The organism is Arthrobacter sp. Dra40 (assembly GCF_059091905.1).
This window is the reverse complement of the sequence record NZ_JBNHHB010000028.1, coordinates 18093-35072: the sequence shown is the minus strand read 5'-3', so window position 1 is coordinate 35072 and position 16980 is coordinate 18093. Positions and strand designations below refer to the sequence as shown.

Sequence of the window (16980 nt, the reverse complement as noted above, 5' to 3'; positions counted from 1 at the left end):
CCTTGGGTTGGGGAAGTGGATCCCTCCCAAGTTACCGTCCGGGGGTCGCTGCGGCTGAATCCTCGGGCTGGAATGGTTGCATGGTTACTTCGCCGTCATGCACGACGACGCACGTTGACTCCGGCACTTCCTGCCAGGCTCCCTGCAGATCCCCCAAAGGTTCAGAAACTACGATCCGCGCGTCATCGGAGACATGTTCAAGCAAGACGTTATCGGGATACTGGGCCCGGAGAGTCGAGACGTCCGTGCTGTGGAACAAGGACCGAGAACGGCCTTCGCTGGAGTAGCGGAAGGCCCACGTCGCCTCGCCATTGGTTGTGGCCACCGTCATCTGCAGCGGGTGCTCGATGCCGTGGCTTTCGCCGACGCTTTCGATAAGTCCAACCGCAGCAGCGACCGCTGCGGGCGGGTTCTGCTCCAAGCCGAAAGTGAGGGCGAGCATGAAGAATACTTCGGAGTCAGTTGAGCCTTCGATCAGGGGAAAGAGGCCGGGCTCCACGGCCAGCGCCAGGTCACGCCTGACTGCCAAAAAGTCCCTGATGAGCCCGTTGTGCATCCACAGCCAACGCCCGTGGCGAAACGGATGGCAGTTCGTCTGCTGCACGGCCGTGCCGGTGGTGGCACGGATGTGCGCAAACACGCGGCCAGCGGACGCCTGAGACGAGAGTTCCTGCAAATTACGATCGTGCCAGGCGGGCTCCGTGCTGCGGAAGACGCCCGGCGTGGGCAAGGTGCCGTACCAGCCCACGCCGAAGCCGTCCCCATTGGTCGTTTCGGCTCCCAGTCGTGAGTGCTTGCTCTGCATCACGAGCGAATTGGCAGGTTTAAACAAAAGCTCGTCCAAGCGCATGGGCGATCCCGAATACGCTAGCCAGCGGCACATGGGCTACCTCCTCAGGGCGCGCGTCAGGTCAGGGCCGGCGTCAGGCCAGGACGCGGGTCTTGATCTTCGCGTAGTCACTTTCCGTGATGGTTCCGGAGTCCAAAAGCGCTTTAGCCTTCGAAATTTCCTCGCTTGGACTGGTCTGGGCGACATTACGGATGTACGACTCGGTGTACTCCTGATTGAGGCGGGCGCGCTCGGCTGAACGCTCCGTCATGCCGGAACCCCTGGCGATGAGATAGATCAAGGCCGTCAGGAACGGTACGAAGATCAAGAAAATCATCCAGACTGCCTTGAGCCAGCCGTTGAGAGTGTTGTCGCGGAAAATATCGCCAATGATCATGAACACCGCGATCAAGTAGGTCGTGAATGCGAACACCCAAACAAACCACCAGATGATGCTCCAGAAGTTCTCCCAGAAGTCCATCGGAAATCCTATTCGTTATGTTGGTCCATGACCGTGGATATCGCGGCCCGGGATGATTCCACACAATCGCAACTCCGCGGGCTTATCCAGGGGCTGCGAGACTGCCCTCTTCTCGGCCACCGTCGGAGGCTCGTGAAAAGTGAGCCTCCGATAGGTAGAGCCAGTATCGTGCGGCTTTCAGAGCCGGCGCCTCATCCGGCAAGGGTGAGATTCCCGGGCTGGTTCATAGCCTTTTCGGAACCTTCGGCGGCGGCGATATTCTCCCTTGTGCCGGCCCGCGAGGCTTGGGAAACTCAAGGCGGATGTACTGCAGACCGCTGAATCCACGCCACGCTTTTCGGAAGCCGGGACAATGGCCACAAACCATGCTGATGACCACTCACTAGCAGATGACGGCTTCATGGCATCGTCTGTGGACGGGCGCTCCTTTAGCTTCCAGGGCGAGGGCCGAGAACGGCTTGATATTGGTTCGCTGGTTTCCCTCGACGTGCCGGACCGACTGCCGATGATGGGCCAGATCCATCAGCTCCGGCTGGGGAAAAGCGGCGTCATGAGCGGCTCGGGGAGGATCATCGGATCCTTCAGTTCCGAAGGGATGGCCACAGCGGGCCCCGCCGTGGGGTTTCGTGGGGCGGGGATGGCCGCCGCCGACAGGGGCTTGGTCGAGCTGCTCCATTCTTCCTCCGGCGCCTTGTTGGAGGTTGGTACTCTCACGAACACGGACCACTTCGACGCACGGTTGATTCCGAAAAAATTCAACCGCCATACGTTTTGGTGCGGACAAAGCGGGTCAGGAAAGACCTACGCCTTGGGTGTTGTCCTTGAAGAGATACTGCTGCGGACAGGGCTGCCGATGGTGATTCTCGACCCCAACGCGGACTTCGTACTGCTGGGTGAATCGACCGACAAGGCAACAGCCGGTCCCGCGGCCCTGCTGGCCTCCAGAAACGTTCGCGTCTTGCGTCCGAATGTCGAGGGAATGGAGCCGCTGCGGGCCCGTTTTTCAACCATGTCGACCCGCTCCCAGGCGGCAGTACTGCGGCTCGACCCGTTGATTGACCGTGCGGAGTACAACGACTTCCTGCATATAGAAAACCTCATCGGCGGAGCCGAGCCGGAGGCCATCGTCGACCAACTGCGGAGGGCCCAAACACCAGGGTCCGATGCCTTGGCCTCCCGGATAGAAAACCTCAGGCTCGCCGACTGGCGGGTGTGGGCACGCCACGACGCCGCGGCTTCCGAGATCCTCGCCGACCGGCCGGACGCCACGGTGCTCGATCTGGGCGGGTTCGATTTCGCCGAAGAGTCCCTGGTGGTGGTTCTGTCCGTCCTCGACAGTCTCTGGGAGGCGCGGGATGCTCGGGAGCCGCTGCTCATCGTGATCGATGAGGCCCACAATCTCTGCTCCTCCGAGCCTGGCAGTCCCTTGCAACGAGCCGTACGCGAACGAATCGTCCAAATTGCCGCCGAAGGGCGGAAATTTGGTTTGTGGCTGCTTTTGTCCACCCAGCGGCCGTCCAAGCTCGATCCGGACATCATCTCGCAATGCGACAATTTGGCCCTCATGAAGATGAGCTCGCCGAGCGATCTGGACGGACTGGCGTCCACCTTCGGGTTCGTCCCCCGGGCATTCCTTGAGCTATCGCCGTTCTTTCGGCAGGGCGAGGCACTCTTTGCCGGCGGGTTCGTTCCGGCGCCGGGTCTGGTGACGGTGCGGACGCGATTGACGCGGGAGGGTGGATCCGACGTAGGTGTGCCGATGAGGCAAATGCCCAGGTAGTTCCGCCGTGCGTGCACACCGGGCAATTTTGCATGGTGTGCAAGTTTGGTTCTAAGCTGTGGGGGTGAGCGCAGACAGCGGGGCCCCTGTGGAGGGGCGGCGCGAAAAGAACAAGGTGGCAACCCGCGCAGCCATCACTGCCGCGGCGTTGCGGCTCGCCCGGGAGCACGGGCCCGGCGGCTTTACCGTTGACCAGTTGGCCGTCGAGGCGGAAGTCTCGCGCCGGACCTTCTTCAATTACTTTCCGTCCATCGAGGCCGCGGTCACGCTGCCGGTGGAGGAATTCCTGGAGGAGTCTTTCGCGAGGCTCGACGAGCGCTCCGCCGACGAACCGATCATGGACGCCGTGCTCGCCACATTGGGCGGCGATATCAGCCAGGAACGGCTGGCGCTGCTCTGCGAGATCTACCAAATGGGTGCCGACGACGCGCAGCTTGAACGCATGCAGCTGCAGATCTGGCGCCACGCCCAGCAGTCGCTCGAAGACGGGCTGCGCCACCGGCTGCCGGAGAGCGCCGGCGAACTGACGGTCACCGCGCTCGCCGGATCGCTGATTGCCTGCGCCCAGGCCGCCATGCGGATGGCAGCCACCCAGACTCCCGACGGCGAGGCGCCTGGTCCGTCGGCCTTCCGGCAGCAACTGCTGGAGAGCCTCGACCTGCTGCGTACCGGCTTCAACATCAACCACAAGGACTAATCGGATGGCTTCACTGCTCTACAGACTCGGCAAGCTGGCCGCGCGCAAGCGCTGGTGGTTTGTCTCTGCGTGGCTGGTGGTCATGGTGGCCGTCGGCGGTTCCGTCGCAGCCTTCATGGGCACGCTGTCCAACAGCTTTACCATTCCGGGCACCCCCGCCCAGGCGGTGGCGGATGAGCTGCAGGAGAAACTGCCGGACGCCTCCGGCGGACTCGGCACCATTGTGTTCACGACGGCGGACGGCACGGCATTCACGGCCAAGCAGGAGGATGCCATTGCCCAGATCTCCGCTGGCCTGACGGATCTGGACGCCGTCAAACGCGCCACAGATCCGGTGGACCTGCAGGCTTCCCTGGACACCGCACCGGAGAAAATTGCCGACGGCGAAGAGAAACTGGAAGCCGCGGCGCAGAAGCTCGACGACGGCCGGGCCGAACTGGATGCGGGCAAGGCGCAGTTGGAGCCGGGGCTGCAGCAGGTGCAGGTCGCCGAGGCGCAGATCGAGCAGCTTGAGGCCGCCGGCCAAACCGCTATGGCCGAGCAGGCCCGTGCCCAGCTGGAGCCGCAGCGGGCCCAACTGGAAGCGGCGCAGGCGCAGTTGGATAAAGCCGAACAGCGGCTGGAAGACGGCCGGGCAGAGTATGAATCAGGCGTTGCCGATCTAGAAGCGGCCAAGCTGCAACAGCAGTCATCGGAGGGACTGAGGTTCGTCTCCGAGGACGGTTCGGCCGCCTTCGTCCAGGTCCAGTTCGAACAGGACATGATGTCGGTCTCCAAGGAGGACCGCGAACAGGTCCAGCAAGTCACCGAAGCCGGCCTGGTTTCCGGCCTTCAGGCGGAGTACAGCAAGGACATCGTCGAAGATATCTCCAGCCTGTTCGGTGCAGCCGAGGTCATCGGTATTGCCGTGGCCGCCGCGGTGCTGGTGCTGATGCTCGGCACGCTGCTGGCTGCCGGGCTGCCGCTGCTGATGGCGCTGGTCGGCGTCGGCGTGGGCGTGGGCGGCACCATGGCCCTGAGCGGTGTAGTCGAGATGAGCTCCGTTTCGCCGGTACTGGCGCTCATGTTGGGGCTGGCCGTGGGCATCGACTACTCGCTGTTCATCGTCAACCGCCACCGCACCCAGTTGCTGTCCGGCGTGCCGCTGATCGAGTCCATCGGCCGTGCCACCGGAACCTCCGGCAATGCGGTGCTCTTCGCCGGGCTCACGGTGATCATCGCGCTCGCCGCGCTGGCGGTGCCGGGCATCCCGTTCCTGACCGTGCTGGGACTGGCCGGAGCCGCAACGGTGGCCGTCGCCGTCGTCGTTGCTTTGACCTTGACCCCGGCGCTGCTGGCCGTCATTGGCAGGCGGATTCTGTCCAAGCGGGCGTGGGCCAAGGCCGGGCTGACCGGACCGGTGGCCGCCGATGCGCAGGGTTCCGCGCCGGGACACGAATTCCACAACGATCCAAAGCGCAGCTGGGGCAAGTCGGTCACCAAGCACCCGTGGCTGGCGCTGATCGCGGGCGTGGCCGTGCTGGGCGTGATGGCGGTGCCGGCTGCCGAGCTGCGGCTGGGTTTGCCGGACGGCAACTCCGAGCCGGCGGACTCGACGGCCTACCGCTCCTACACCCAGCTGGGTGAAAACTTCGGCGAAGGCATCAACGGTCCGCTGATCGTGGTGGCCGACCTGCCGGCCGGACTGGAGGGGGCCGAGACGGACGAGACCCTGCTGCAGCTCTCGCAGGAACTGCGCGCCATGGATCACGTGTCCGCCGCCGTTCCGACCGGAACCAGCGAAGACGGCCGCACCGCGGTGCTGCAGGTCATTCCGGAGGAAGGCCCGGCCGCAGAGAGCACCGAGGATCTGGTCCACAACCTGCGGGCGGAGACGGACACACTCGAGGAGAGCACCGGCGTCGGGATTTCCGTCACCGGCCAGCCGCCGATGCAAATCGATGTGTCCAACAAGCTGGCCGACGCCATGCCGGCCTACCTGGCTATTGTCATCGGACTCTCGCTGATCTTGCTGCTGCTGGTCTTCCGTTCCATCTTGGTGCCGCTGCTGGCCACCGCCGGTTTCTTGCTCTCGCTCGGTGCCAGCTTCGGCGCCGTCGTGGCGATCTACCAGTGGGGCTGGCTGGGCAACCTGTTCGATGTGCATGACCCGGGGCCCATCCTGAGCTTCCTGCCCATGATCATGATCGGGGTGCTCTTCGGACTGGCGATGGACTACCAGATGTTCCTGGTCTCCGGCATGCGCGAATCCTATGCACACGGCGAAGACGCCAGGGCCGCCGTGGTCAGCGGCTTCAACCACGGTGCCAAGGTGGTTACGGCCGCGGCCATCATCATGGTCTCTGTTTTCGCCGGGTTCATCTTCTCCCACCTGACCATGGTCCGGCCGATCGGCTTCGCGCTGGCATTGGGCGTGCTGCTGGATGCGTTCGTGGTGCGCATGACGCTGATTCCGGCGGCCATGCACCTGTTCGGCAAGGCCGCCTGGTGGATGCCCCGGTGGCTGGACAAGATCCTGCTGAACGTGGATGTGGAAGGCGCTCAGCTGGTTCAGCAGGTGGACAAGCCCGAGCAAGCCCTGGCTCAGGCGGCCGGGATTCGCTAGGAAACGCGGACCGGAAGCCTCGGTGGCCGGCACCATTCCTCAGGGAAGGTGCCGGCCGCCTGCGATGCGGAACGATTCATCGAGCAGTTCCTCGAGCTCGGCCGGTGAAACCTTCGCCAAATGCAGGAGCACCAGTTGCGGCGACCGCTCATGGTGCGGCGTCCAGAAGAAAACGTCCGGGTCCGTGCCGGCCAGCGCCTCGCGTTCCTCGGTCTTGACGGTCAGCACGCCCGGCTCCCAGATGCGGGCCATGAGCGTTTTCGCGAACCACGCCGGCCGGCCCCAGCTGGGCCGTTCCGTGACACCGGGCAGGGCCAGGCAGAGGCGGCGCGCATCGTCTTCGGTGGGCATGCAGCTACCTTGCCACCGCCGCGCACACCGGCGCCAGCGCCGCTGGTCAGCTCCGGCCGCCGCCCGCGCCTTCGGTGCTGGCTCCGCCCTCGGTACCGTCTTCGTCTCCCGGCGTGGGCTTGTCGCCGGGGATAGGCGCAGGGGCCGGCGCTTGCTGTTGCCGCTCCTGTTCGATCCGCGCCTCGTAGCGGCCCGGGGCGAAGATTTCCTCCATAGCGCCGAACATGCCGGAGAGCCCCGAAGACCCGGGGCCGCCATGCCACGGCCGGGACGCCATGGCAACGGTCGCGGCGATAATCAATGCCACCAGACCCAGGGCGACCAGCCCGCCGATAAAGTCCATGGGGCGATTATCCTCCCGGGATGTACGATCCGGCCGACGAGGATCAGCAAGCGAGGAATAGCCGGAGAGGCTCCGGCCGATCAGGATCCCTCAGCCGGCGTTCGGATGCCGAGCGGGCCGGGTTGTCTGGCGCAGGACAACCGCCGCGATCGCCGTCCCCAGGGCGGGCAGGTAGAACCAGCCAACACTTGCCATGCCCAGGACGATGAACCCAAACAACAAGGCGCTGCAGATGATGCCCGCCAGCCAGGCCGCGCGTCCGGGAACCAGAAGCGGAATCAGTGTCAGCACCAGCGGAACAGCCAGAGGAATGAGGATGGCAGCTGGATGGGTCTGGAGCAGCGTGAGCGATTCGATGGTGCGTTCGGGCTCGGCTCCGGGGGAGCCGGACACTGTCTCCTGCACGACCGTGGGCAGGAGCAGGGCTGCGGCGCCGGCTGCCAAGGCCAGTATGCAGGCCGCAAACTGGAGCACGGTCGCGACCCTTGAAGGTGGACCGCTCGCACCCGGTGCCCGCTCCATCTCAGTTCCAGCGGTATCCGTGGGCCTGTTCGTAGGCCTCGAGCAGCCGGTGGGCCACGTGGCCGGAGGTGATCAGCGGGTGGATCATGAAGGCCCGCAGTGCGGCGGCCCGTTCGCCCTGTCCGCCGCGGATGACCTCCTGCTCCACCGCTTTAATTTGGGTCATCAAGCCGGCTTGGTGCAGGGTCAGCGGTTTCACCGGCAGGGCACGGGCGCCGTCCGCATCGACCACCGACGGCACTTCGATGACGGCGTCCTCCGGCAGCTGCGGGATGGTCCCGGCATTGCGGACGTTGAGGATCTGCTCGCTGCGCTCGCCGGTGAGCAGGGCACGCATCACGTCCAGGGCAACGTGTTCGTAGCCGCCGGCCGCGCGGTCCTCCTCATCGCGGGAAACGCCGATCTCGCGGGCCTCGGACAGATAGCTTTCCTCACGGCGCCGCAGGGCGTCCTCCCACTCCGCGTACGGAGTCCCGGAGGTCTGCAGCCTGCCGTACAACTCCTGCTGCAGTTCGTGGATCGACTCGCCGCGGGTTTGGGCGGCGCCGGCCAGCGCCATGGTGGCTTCGCGGCGGAAGTAGTAATAGAACAGGTAGGCATTCGGGATGACGCCCAAGACCTGCAATTCCCGGGTCCCGAAGATGCGGCCCTCTTCAAACGACTGCAGCCGCGCTGGGTCGGCGAGCAACTCCGGCAGGCGATCCCCGCCGTCGTGCTCCAATCCGCGCAGCCAACCCAAATGGTTCAGGCCCACATAGTCCACGCCCGCCAATGAGCCGCGGCGCAACGGGGCGCCGGCGGCGTTGGCGGAACGCCGCACCAGCCCGAGGGGCGTGTCGCAGATGCCGATCACCCGGTGGCCGAGCACCGGCAGCACGGCTTCGGTGACCAGCCCGGCGGGATTGGTGAAGTTGATCAGCCAGGCATCGGGGCTCAGCTCGCGCAGCCGCCGGGCGATGTCCAGGGCGGCAGGGACAGCGCGCAGGCCGCAGGCAATGCCTGCCGCGCCGGTGGTCTCCTGGCCCAGCAGGTTCAGCCGGCTGGCAATGCGCTCGTCCTGGGTCCTGCCCTGCGTGCCGCCGGGACGAATGGCTGAGAAGACGATGTCGGCCCCGGCCAACGCGTCATCGAGGTTGCGCGCGCAGTCAATGTCCGGCGGCCGGACGCCTCCGGGCAGCGGAGCATCCGCCAGCACCCGGGCGATCGCCTGTTGCCTGGCGGGGTCCACGTCGTGGAGCACCAGTCGGTCCACCAACCCCGCCGCCGGACCTTCGGCCAGCGCACGGTAGATCAGCGGCACGCGGAACCCGCCGCCGCCCAGAATGGCAAGTGTTGCCACTGCTTCCCCCGAACATTGACATTGGATGACAATCGGCGGACCCGAGCCCGGGACGCGCCCCTTGCTTGTATTCTGCCAGCTAGGGCAAACCATGCATCCTCGCCGTGAACTCGCGCGCCGGCCGAAGAGTCCTGCCGGCGCGTCGCATGCGGTGCCTTTGCTCCGCGTAACCCTTCAGCTGGAAGCAAGCTTCGGATGGGAGAATGGATCTGTGAGCTCTACAACGTCACCGCTGCCCTATGACCGCCAAGCCGTCATCAACCTGGACGCGATCCGCGCAAACGTGCGGCACCTGCGCGAGATCGCAGCCCCCGCCCGCGTGATGGCCGTGGTCAAGGCGGACGCCTACGGCCACGGTGCCATTCCCGTGGCCCGCGCCGCGCTGGAAGCCGGTGCCGGCTGGCTGGGCGTGGCCCACTTCACCGAGGGACTGGCACTGCGCGAAGCGGGCATCGACGCACCCATCCTGGCCTGGCTGCACACCCCGGACACTGACTTCGCCGCCGGCATTGAGGCGGGAATCGACGTCGGTGTTTCCGGATGGGAGCTGGAACCTGTGGTCAAGGCCGCCCGGCAGCTGGAACGTCCGGCGCGCGTGCACCTGAAGATCGACACCGGCCTGGGCCGCAATGGCTGTCCGCCGGCACTTTGGGAGGACCTGGTCAACCGGGCCGTGGAGTATCAGGAACTGGGGCTGCTGCGCGTGGTAGGGGTGTTCTCCCACCTGGCCGTCGCCGACGAACCGCACCGGCCCGAGACGGACGAGCAGGTGGACCGCTTCCGGGAGGCGGTGGCCGTGGCAGAAAACGCCGGGCTGGACCTGGAAGTCCGGCATCTGGCGAACACTCCCGGCACGCTCAGCCGCCCGGATGCGCACTTCGACCTGGTCCGCGTGGGGCTGGGCATCTACGGGCTGTCGCCCTTTGAAGCGCAGACCCCCGAGGAACTGGGGCTGGTGCCGGCCATGACGCTGCGCGCCCGGGTGGCCAATTGCAAGCACGTGCCGGCCGGCCAGGGCGTCTCCTACGGGCTGAACTACCTGACCACCGAGCCAACCACGCTCGTCCTGGTGCCGCTGGGCTATGCAGACGGCATCCCGCGCAGCGCCTCCGGCGTGCAGGTGGCCATCGCGGGACAGCGCTATGACGTGGTGGGCAGGGTGGCCATGGACCAGTTCGTGGTGGATTTGAGGACCAACGACGTCGGTGACCTCACGGGTGAGGAAGTGATCCTCTTCGGCCCGGGCCCGGATGTTCCCGATGCCCAGGACTGGGCGGCCGGCGCGGACACCATCAACTACGAGATTGTCACCCGCGTGAGTCCGCGCGTCCCGCGCTACTACACCGGAACCGCCGAGGAAGACGACGACGGCGCGGAAGCCGTCGCTGCGTCGGAACCGGCGGGGCTCACCGCCTCCGCGGCGGAGCAGGCCGCCGCGGCCGCCCAAGTCCGCGCCGCGTTGGCCACGGCGGAGGACCGGAACACGGACAGCGCCGGGGACACCGGCGCGGTGCTGGCATGATCGGCGGCATGACGGGCGCTGGCATGACCGGCGCCACGGCGGGTGCTGGCATGACGGGCGGGGCGGGCCAGCCAGGCGCGGCAGACGTGGCCCGGGAGCAGCAGCTCACGCCGGTGTGGGAGCGCGAGTTCCACGTCTCCTCCGCGGAGGAGACGCAGGCGCTCGCTGCCCGGCTGGGCAGGATACTGCGGGCCGGCGACCTGGTGGTGCTCAGCGGAGAGTTGGGCGCGGGGAAAACCACTTTCACCCAGGGCCTGGGGGAGGGACTCGGCGTTCGGCCGGGCATCATTTCACCCACGTTCGTCCTGGTGCGCAGCCATCCGAGCATGAACGGCGGCCCGGACCTGGTCCACGTGGACGCGTACCGACTGGAGTCCGAGGGCGAGATCGACGACATCGACCTGGAGAACACCATGGACGAGGCCGTGACGGTTGTTGAGTGGGGCCGCGGCCGCGTGGAGCACCTCTCCGACAGCTGGCTGGACATTTCGCTGGTCCGGCCCACCGGGGCGGACCTGGTGAACCGCCCGGCCGAAAGCGCCACGCCGGCGGCGGCGGCCGGCGGCGGCCCCGCGTCCGGCTCTGTGGCCGGAACGGCAAAGGGCGCCGCGGGCACGCAGGCGAGCCCCGGCGTCGTGCTGGATTTTGAAGAGCCCGACGACGGCGAGCCCCGGCTGATCCGGATGGCCGCCTACGGGCCGCGCTGGGCCGCGTACATCTTCGCCTGACGCCTTAGGGTTGCCCTGCACGATTTACCGCAGTGGGAGGCGCTGCAGGCGCACTCGGTCTTCACGGCCCCCCGGCACAGGTCCATAATCGAGGGCGAGAGCAGACCCGCGAGGAGGCCAACCATGGACACTGCGCTAACCCCGTACCTGGGATTCCGCGACCAGGCCAAAGAAGCCATGACCTTTTACCAGTCGGTGTTCGGCGGTGAGTTGACGCTGAACACCTTCGGCGACTTCCACGCCAGCGACGACCCGGCCGAAATCGACAAGATCATGCACTCGCAGCTGGCCACCGAGCGCGGCCTGGTGCTGATGGCCGCGGACACACCGAACAGCATGGACTACACGCCCGGTTCCAGCCACTCGCTCTCGCTCAGCGGCGACAACGAGGCCGAACTGCGCGGCTACTGGGACAAGCTGATCGACGGCGCCAACGTCACCGAACCGCTGCAGCAGGCGCCCTGGGGCGACACCTTCGGCATGTGCACCGACAAGTTCGGCGTCCAGTGGATGGTGAATATCGCCGGGCCACCGCCGTCCTGACCGGTCCCCAAGCGCGGCCCCCACGGGGCGCCGGGGCCGCTGCGAGGGGCCGCGGTAGACCTCAAGTAAAATTGATGCGTGCTGATCCTCTCCATTGATACCTCCGCCATCGCCAGCGCCGCGCTGCTGACCGGACAAGGAGAGACCCTGGCCGCCTTCGCCACCGAGGACACGCGCAGCCACGCGGAAGTGCTGGCGCCCGGAATCGGCAAGATCATGACGACGGCGGACGTCACCGGCGCAGACCTCGACGCCCTGGTGGTGGGCGTGGGCCCGGGACCGTTCACGGGCTTGCGCTCCGGCATTGCCACCGCACGGTCGCTGGCCTTCGCCTGGGGCAAGCCGCTGCACGGCGTGATGAGCCTGGATGCCATCGCCGTGGACGCCGCCTTGGATGCATGGCGGGCAGGCGTGGACGAGTTCGTGGTGGCCACCGACGCCCGGCGCAAGGAAGTGTACTGGGCCCGCTACCGCAGTACCGGCGGCACGCATGAACTGCTGGACGGCCCGCATGTCAGCGCACCGTCCGAGGTCCCGGACCTGCCGGCCTACGGCATGGGCGCCGGGCTGTACCCGGAGCAGCTGCGCGGCGTCACCGAGTACAGCGGCACGCAGCCCACGGCCGAGGCGCTGGGCCGCACCGCCGTCGTCAAGCTGGAAAAGGGGCTGGGCCTGCTGGAGACCGCGCCGCTGTACCTGCGCGAATCCGACGCGAAGGTCCCCGGGCCGCGGAAGCGAGCACTGTGACCGCCGGGGCGCAGCCCGCGGGCCGCATCAGGGCGATGACCGAGGCCGATGTGCCGGCGGTGGACGCGCTGGAGCAGAAATTGTTTCCGGCCGATGCCTGGCCCACCGAAATGTTCTACGAGGAACTCGCACAGGACACCCGCAGCTACTACGTGGCCGTGGATGCGCTCGGCGAGGTGATCGGCTATGCCGGCCTGATGTGCGTGCGGCCGATCGCCGATGTGCAGACCATCGCCGTGGTGCCCGAGCGCGAGGGGCAGGGGATCGGCAGCAGGCTGCTGACCCTGCTGATCGAGCAGGCCGCGGAGCAGCAGGCGGAGGACGTCCTGCTCGAAGTGCGTGCGGACAATCCGCGGGCGCAGCGGCTCTACCGCTGGTTCGGCTTCGAACAGATCCACGTGCGGCCCCGCTACTACCGCGGCGGAACCGACGCGCTGATCATGCGGCTGAAGCTCAAGGACTGGGCCGGCCTGCCCGGTGCTGGCCGGGACGCGGCAGCGGCGGGCAGACCAGACGACCAACCGGAAACGACGGAGGAGACCCGATGAACCGCACCGAGCCGCTGGTCGTGGGGATCGAATCCTCCTGCGATGAAACCGGTGTCGGCATCGTCCGCGGCGACACCCTGCTGGCCAACACCGTTTCTTCCTCGATGGACGAGCACGTTCGCTTCGGCGGGGTGATCCCGGAGATCGCCTCGCGCGCCCACCTGGACGCGTTCATCCCCACGCTGGAGCAGGCGCTGGACACCGCCGGCGTCAGCTTGGACGAGGTGGACGCGCTTGCCGTGACCTCCGGGCCCGGGCTGGCCGGTGCCCTGATGGTGGGGGTCTGCGCAGCCAAGGCGCTCTCGCTGGCCACCGGCAAGCCGCTGTACGCGATCAACCATCTGGTGGCCCACGTGGGCGTCGGCGTGCTGGACGGGGGAGTGCTGCCGGAGAACCTGGGCGCGCTGCTGGTGTCCGGCGGACACACCGAGATCCTGCGCGTGCGCTCCCTGACCGACGACGTGGAACTGCTCGGCTCCACCATCGACGACGCGGCCGGCGAAGCCTACGACAAGGTGGCCCGCATCCTCGGCCTGGGTTATCCCGGCGGTCCGGCCATCGACAAGCTGGCCCGCGAGGGTGATCCGAGGCGGATCCGCTTCCCGCGCGGGCTGAGCCAGCCCAAGTACATGGGGTCGGCGGAGGCGCCGGGGCCGCACCGCTACGACTGGTCGTTCTCCGGCCTGAAGACGGCTGTGGCCCGCTGCGTAGAGCAGTTCGAGGCCGCGGGCGAGCCGCTTCCGGTGGCCGACATTGCGGCGTCCTTCCAGGAGGCGGTGGCGGACGTCATTACCGCCAAGGCCATGCTGGCCTGTACCGAGCACGGCATCAACAACCTGCTGCTGGGCGGCGGCGTGGCAGCGAACTCGAGGCTGCGCGCGCTAACCGAAGAGCGCTGTGCCGAACACGGTATCTCGCTGCGGGTACCGCCGGTGTCCCTGTGCACCGACAACGGGGCCATGGTCGCCGCGCTCGGCGCCCAGGTGGTGATGGCAGGCGGCCAGCCGTCCGGAATCGAGTTCGCGCCGGATTCCTCCATGCCGGTCACCAGCGTGCACCTGTAAGCAGGGGCGGCCGCCGGCTGTCCGTCCGGGGTTAAGCGCTACCGCGAAGCTGACCGACCGCATCCAGCACGACGGCGCGCAGGTCGCCGTCGTGCTCTGCAGCCACCCGGCGCTGGCGCTGGTAGCCGGCACCGGCGTCGATGATTTTCTCCACGTCTGCCAGCTCCTGGCTGCAGCCAAGCTTCTGCGCCACCGGTTCCAACCGGTTCAGCACATGCTCGCGCAGGTGCTCGGTGACCGGCATTTCCTTGCCGGCGGCGTTGAGGATGATGATGGCGTCCATGCCGTAGCGGGCGGCGCGCCACTTGTTCTCCTGCACGTGCCACGGGGGCATGGTAGGGATGGCCCAGCCGTTGTCCAAAGCGGTGGAAAACTCGTCCACCAGGCACTGGGTGAGCGCGGCGACGGCGCCGACGTCCTGCAGCGTGGACAGCCCGTCGCAGACCCGCATTTCAATGGTGCCCAGCGCCGGAACCGGCCGGATGTCCCAGCGGATCTCGCTGATCGTGTCGATCACCCCGGTGGTGAACATGTCCTGGACGTAGTCCTCGTACAGCGCCCAGCTGGGGAACTGGAAGGGGAGCCCGGCGGTGGGCAGCTGCTGGAACATCAGCGCGCGCTGCGAGGCATACCCGGTGTCCTCCCCGGCCCAGAAGGGGGAGGACGCGGAGAGGGCCTGGAAGTGCGGGAAATAGTTGAGCAATCCGTCCAGCACCGGCAGGGCCTTGTCCCGGTGGTCCAGGCCAACGTGCACATGCACGCCGTAAATTACCATCTGATGGCCCCACCATTGGGTCCGGTCGATCAGCTTGGCGTAGCGAGCTTTGTCCGTCACCGGCTGCGACCGCGGGGCGGCGAACGGATGGCTGCCGGCGCAGAAAAGCTCCACGCCCATTGGATCGGTGACGTCGCGGACCGCTGTCAAGGCGCTGCTCAGGTCGGCCTTGGCCTCGCTGACGGTGTGGCAGATACCGGTGACGAGCTCCACGGTGTTCAGCAACAGCTCCTGCTTCACATGCGGGTGCTCGTCGTCGTCTTTCAGCTCAGGATGGCCGGCACGGACAGCGTCCAGCACCTGCTCGGCCACGGAGACCAGCTCGCCGGTTTGTGCGTCCACCAGTGCCAGCTCCCACTCGACCCCCAAGGAGGATTGGGCGGACTGGGCAAAATCGATGTTCAAACGCTGCTCCGTATCTGGCGGTACCGGCTGCCGCCGGAGATGCACGTCTCGCGCAGAACGGGCGGCGACACTGAACTGATTCTAATGCGTCAGGGCCTAGCCGCGCGCTCACGGCTGCGGCCGCCGGCGGCAGGTACAGGCTCGACGACGATCGCCACCCGGTCCTCACCGATCCGGGTCAGCACCAGTGTGGCCTTGTTCGGTCCCTTGCCGGAACCGGTCAGCAGGGTTTTGCGCAACTCGTCCGGGGTGACCGAGGTGCCGCGCTTCTTGATCTCCAGCGTGCCGATCCGGTTGGCCTTGACCCACGCCTTGAGCTTCTTGACGTTATAGGGCTTGACCTCCAGCACTTTGTACGCGCGGCCAAACGGGGTTTCCTGCAGCCGCGGCGCACAGATGTAGGCAATGTGCTCATCCAGCAGGTGCCCACCCAGGCCGCGGGCCAGGTCGGCGACCAGTCCCGCGCGGATTACTGCGCCGTCGGGTTCGTATAGGTAGCCCTCGGCCGGCCCGGTCTGCACGTCCTGCTGCGCCGGATCGAAGCTGATAGCACTGGTCAGTTCGGCGGTGCCGCCGGCACCAATCACCAACGCTGCACGCCGCACGCCGGGGCGCGCCAGCGAGTTGAACCACAGGGCAGCCTCGGTCACGTCCCCGTTGACGGAAACCCATTGGACCTCGCAGTTCTCCGGCACCGCGTCATGGGGGATGCCCGGCCCCATCTTGACTCCTACCGGCAGGCCCCGGTTGGCGAGTTCCTCCACAAAGGACAGCGGCGGCGAGAACGCCTCCGGATCGAAGATCCGGGTGGTGCCCGACGTCGTCGTGGTCCGCCGTGCCGGATCCAGCCACACGCCGTCGATCCCGGTCAAGTCCACGTCTTCGGCTTCCGCGTTGACCACGGTCGCCTCCGGCCACGGCATCAGATTGATGGTGGCCACTGCGGCGGTGGTCTCATCACGTTCGACGGCGGTGACCCTGCGGTCCAGGGTGGCCAAGGCCATGGAGTCCGCGCCGATTCCGCAGCCGAGGTCCGCGACGTGTTCCACCCCGGCAGCCTGGAAGCGCTGGGCGTGCAGGGCCGCGATGTTCAGCCGGGTGGCCTGTTCCAGCCCTGCCGGTGTGAAGAGCATCTTCTCCGCGAACGGGCCGAATTTTGCCTCGGCCTTGGCCCGCAGGCGCGATTGCGTCATCGCGGCGGAGACCAGTTCGGGGGAATGGCCGGCCTTGCGCAGTTCGGTTCCGGAGTGCAGGCTCTGGGCCTCGGAGTACGGGCCGAGCGAGTTCAGCAGCTCCCAGCCTTCCGGGGTCAGAATCGGGGCGATGCTTTCGGCGTGGGTCTCGGATGCCATGGTTTCAAGCCTAGTGCAGCCGATTCAATCCAGCGCACGGCCCTTGTTCGTGCCGACGGCCGGCCATGGGTAGTTCTCCCCATGGCCGAATGAACGGGAAATCCGTAGGATCAGAAGGAAGCTTACTGTGAAGGAGGCCCGGATTATGTCAGCACCCTGTGACTGGAGTGACATCGATACGGACGCTTGCCAGGCGGAAATTGAAGCGGAACTGGGCGAGTTGATCGCGGCCAGCAATCGTGTCCACCGCGGATGGCAGGCCCTGTGGGAAGAGGTCGCCGCTCCCGCACCGGCGTGGCAGAGGGATATGCGGCGCCTGGCCTGAGGCACGCCATTCCCACCCGGACCG

General features: G+C 66.9%; 18 protein-coding genes. 10 read left to right on the top strand and 8 right to left on the bottom strand.

The genetic code is table 11. From position 1 onward, the window contains the following. Positions 1-31: 31 nt before the first annotated feature. Positions 32-883: a class II glutamine amidotransferase gene (locus tag AC5RWT_RS14100; RefSeq protein WP_494045982.1), complete on the bottom strand. Its 852-nt coding sequence runs from the start codon at positions 881-883 to the stop codon at positions 32-34. A 40-nt stretch (positions 884-923) separates the two neighbouring features. Beyond that, on the bottom strand, positions 924-1310 hold the full coding sequence (locus AC5RWT_RS14095) for an SHOCT domain-containing protein (RefSeq protein ID WP_494045983.1): 387 nt from the start codon (positions 1308-1310) through the stop codon (positions 924-926). Between the two features lie 400 nt (positions 1311-1710). On the opposite strand from AC5RWT_RS14095, the gene AC5RWT_RS14090 reads away from it, so the two are divergent. The 3 genes from AC5RWT_RS14090 (at position 1711) to AC5RWT_RS14080 (ending at position 6392) form a co-directional block, all read left to right on the top strand. Further along, positions 1711-3090: an ATP-binding protein gene (locus tag AC5RWT_RS14090; RefSeq protein ID WP_494080722.1), complete on the top strand. Its 1380-nt coding sequence runs from the start codon at positions 1711-1713 to the stop codon at positions 3088-3090. Between the two features lie 64 nt (positions 3091-3154). Then, positions 3155-3787 carry a TetR/AcrR family transcriptional regulator gene (locus tag AC5RWT_RS14085; RefSeq protein ID WP_494080721.1) on the top strand — a complete coding sequence of 211 codons (633 nt, stop codon included), beginning with the start codon at positions 3155-3157 and terminating at the stop codon, positions 3785-3787. A 4-nt stretch (positions 3788-3791) separates the two neighbouring features. Beyond that, positions 3792-6392, top strand: coding sequence for an MMPL family transporter (locus tag AC5RWT_RS14080; protein WP_494080720.1), 2601 nt, complete (start codon positions 3792-3794; stop codon positions 6390-6392). A 39-nt stretch (positions 6393-6431) separates the two neighbouring features. Here AC5RWT_RS14080 and AC5RWT_RS14075 read toward each other — a convergent pair whose 3' ends face one another. The 4 genes from AC5RWT_RS14075 to AC5RWT_RS14060 form a co-directional block, all read right to left on the bottom strand. Continuing rightward, positions 6432-6743, bottom strand: a complete 312-nt coding sequence (locus AC5RWT_RS14075) for an MmcQ/YjbR family DNA-binding protein (protein ID WP_494045987.1) — start codon at positions 6741-6743, stop codon at positions 6432-6434. A 46-nt stretch (positions 6744-6789) separates the two neighbouring features. After that, positions 6790-7086 (bottom strand): hypothetical protein, encoded by a 297-nt coding sequence (locus AC5RWT_RS14070; RefSeq protein WP_494080719.1) that lies wholly within the window; start codon positions 7084-7086, stop codon positions 6790-6792. Between the two features lie 90 nt (positions 7087-7176). After that, positions 7177-7560, bottom strand: a complete 384-nt coding sequence (locus AC5RWT_RS14065) for a hypothetical protein (protein ID WP_494080718.1) — start codon at positions 7558-7560, stop codon at positions 7177-7179. A 49-nt stretch (positions 7561-7609) separates the two neighbouring features. Then, positions 7610-8947 carry a family 4 glycosyl hydrolase gene (locus tag AC5RWT_RS14060; RefSeq protein WP_494080717.1) on the bottom strand — a complete coding sequence of 446 codons (1338 nt, stop codon included), beginning with the start codon at positions 8945-8947 and terminating at the stop codon, positions 7610-7612. Positions 8948-9158: 211 nt separating this feature from the next. On the opposite strand from AC5RWT_RS14060, the gene alr reads away from it, so the two are divergent. The 6 genes from alr (at position 9159) to tsaD (ending at position 14099) form a co-directional block, all read left to right on the top strand. Beyond that, a complete protein-coding gene (gene alr / locus AC5RWT_RS14055; protein WP_494045991.1) occupies positions 9159-10469 on the top strand; it encodes an alanine racemase in 1311 nt (436 codons plus the stop codon). Positions 10470-10519: 50 nt separating this feature from the next. After that, a complete protein-coding gene (tsaE, locus tag AC5RWT_RS14050) occupies positions 10520-11197 on the top strand; it encodes a tRNA (adenosine(37)-N6)-threonylcarbamoyltransferase complex ATPase subunit type 1 TsaE (RefSeq protein ID WP_494080740.1) in 678 nt (225 codons plus the stop codon). 123 nt (positions 11198-11320) lie between these two features. Next, a complete protein-coding gene (locus AC5RWT_RS14045; RefSeq protein WP_494045993.1) occupies positions 11321-11740 on the top strand; it encodes a VOC family protein in 420 nt (139 codons plus the stop codon). A gap of 78 nt (positions 11741-11818) precedes the next feature. Then, the gene (gene tsaB / locus AC5RWT_RS14040; RefSeq protein WP_494080716.1) at positions 11819-12487 is read left to right on the top strand and encodes a tRNA (adenosine(37)-N6)-threonylcarbamoyltransferase complex dimerization subunit type 1 TsaB; all 669 of its coding nucleotides are present in this window, start codon (positions 11819-11821) and stop codon (positions 12485-12487) included. 35 nt (positions 12488-12522) lie between these two features. Next, positions 12523-13035, top strand: coding sequence for a ribosomal protein S18-alanine N-acetyltransferase (gene rimI / locus AC5RWT_RS14035; RefSeq protein ID WP_494080715.1), 513 nt, complete (start codon positions 12523-12525; stop codon positions 13033-13035). Then, a complete protein-coding gene (tsaD, locus tag AC5RWT_RS14030; RefSeq protein WP_494080714.1) occupies positions 13032-14099 on the top strand; it encodes a tRNA (adenosine(37)-N6)-threonylcarbamoyltransferase complex transferase subunit TsaD in 1068 nt (355 codons plus the stop codon). Before rimI ends, tsaD begins: the two co-directional genes overlap by 4 nt. A 31-nt stretch (positions 14100-14130) precedes the next feature. Here the strand turns inward: tsaD and AC5RWT_RS14025 are convergent, their stop codons facing one another. Beyond that, on the bottom strand, positions 14131-15279 hold the full coding sequence (locus AC5RWT_RS14025; RefSeq protein WP_494080713.1) for a glutamate--cysteine ligase: 1149 nt from the start codon (positions 15277-15279) through the stop codon (positions 14131-14133). A gap of 89 nt (positions 15280-15368) precedes the next feature. Further along, a complete protein-coding gene (locus tag AC5RWT_RS14020; protein ID WP_494080712.1) occupies positions 15369-16631 on the bottom strand; it encodes a THUMP-like domain-containing protein in 1263 nt (420 codons plus the stop codon). 145 nt (positions 16632-16776) lie between these two features. On the opposite strand from AC5RWT_RS14020, the gene AC5RWT_RS14015 reads away from it, so the two are divergent. Further along, a complete protein-coding gene (locus tag AC5RWT_RS14015) occupies positions 16777-16956 on the top strand; it encodes a hypothetical protein (protein WP_494046000.1) in 180 nt (59 codons plus the stop codon). Positions 16957-16980: the final 24 nt, after the last annotated feature.

Excerpts from the sequence above, each read along its gene's own strand:
- AC5RWT_RS14095 (WP_494045983.1), bottom strand. The coding sequence starts at position 1,310 with ATGGACTTCTGGGAGAACTTCTGGAGCATCATCTGGTGGTTTGTTTGG.
- AC5RWT_RS14075 (WP_494045987.1), bottom strand. The coding sequence starts at position 6,743 with ATGCCCACCGAAGACGATGCGCGCCGCCTCTGCCTGGCCCTGCCCGGT.
- AC5RWT_RS14090 (WP_494080722.1), top strand. The coding sequence starts at position 1,711 with ATGGCATCGTCTGTGGACGGGCGCTCCTTTAGCTTCCAGGGCGAGGGC.
- rimI (WP_494080715.1), top strand. The coding sequence starts at position 12,523 with ATGACCGAGGCCGATGTGCCGGCGGTGGACGCGCTGGAGCAGAAATTG.
- AC5RWT_RS14045 (WP_494045993.1), top strand. The coding sequence starts at position 11,321 with ATGGACACTGCGCTAACCCCGTACCTGGGATTCCGCGACCAGGCCAAA.
- tsaE (WP_494080740.1), top strand. The coding sequence starts at position 10,520 with ATGACGGGCGGGGCGGGCCAGCCAGGCGCGGCAGACGTGGCCCGGGAG.
- AC5RWT_RS14100 (WP_494045982.1), bottom strand. The coding sequence starts at position 883 with ATGTGCCGCTGGCTAGCGTATTCGGGATCGCCCATGCGCTTGGACGAG.
- AC5RWT_RS14080 (WP_494080720.1), top strand. The coding sequence starts at position 3,792 with ATGGCTTCACTGCTCTACAGACTCGGCAAGCTGGCCGCGCGCAAGCGC.
- AC5RWT_RS14015 (WP_494046000.1), top strand. The coding sequence starts at position 16,777 with ATGTCAGCACCCTGTGACTGGAGTGACATCGATACGGACGCTTGCCAG.
- tsaD (WP_494080714.1), top strand. The coding sequence starts at position 13,032 with ATGAACCGCACCGAGCCGCTGGTCGTGGGGATCGAATCCTCCTGCGAT.
- AC5RWT_RS14020 (WP_494080712.1), bottom strand. The coding sequence starts at position 16,631 with ATGGCATCCGAGACCCACGCCGAAAGCATCGCCCCGATTCTGACCCCG.
- AC5RWT_RS14070 (WP_494080719.1), bottom strand. The coding sequence starts at position 7,086 with ATGGACTTTATCGGCGGGCTGGTCGCCCTGGGTCTGGTGGCATTGATT.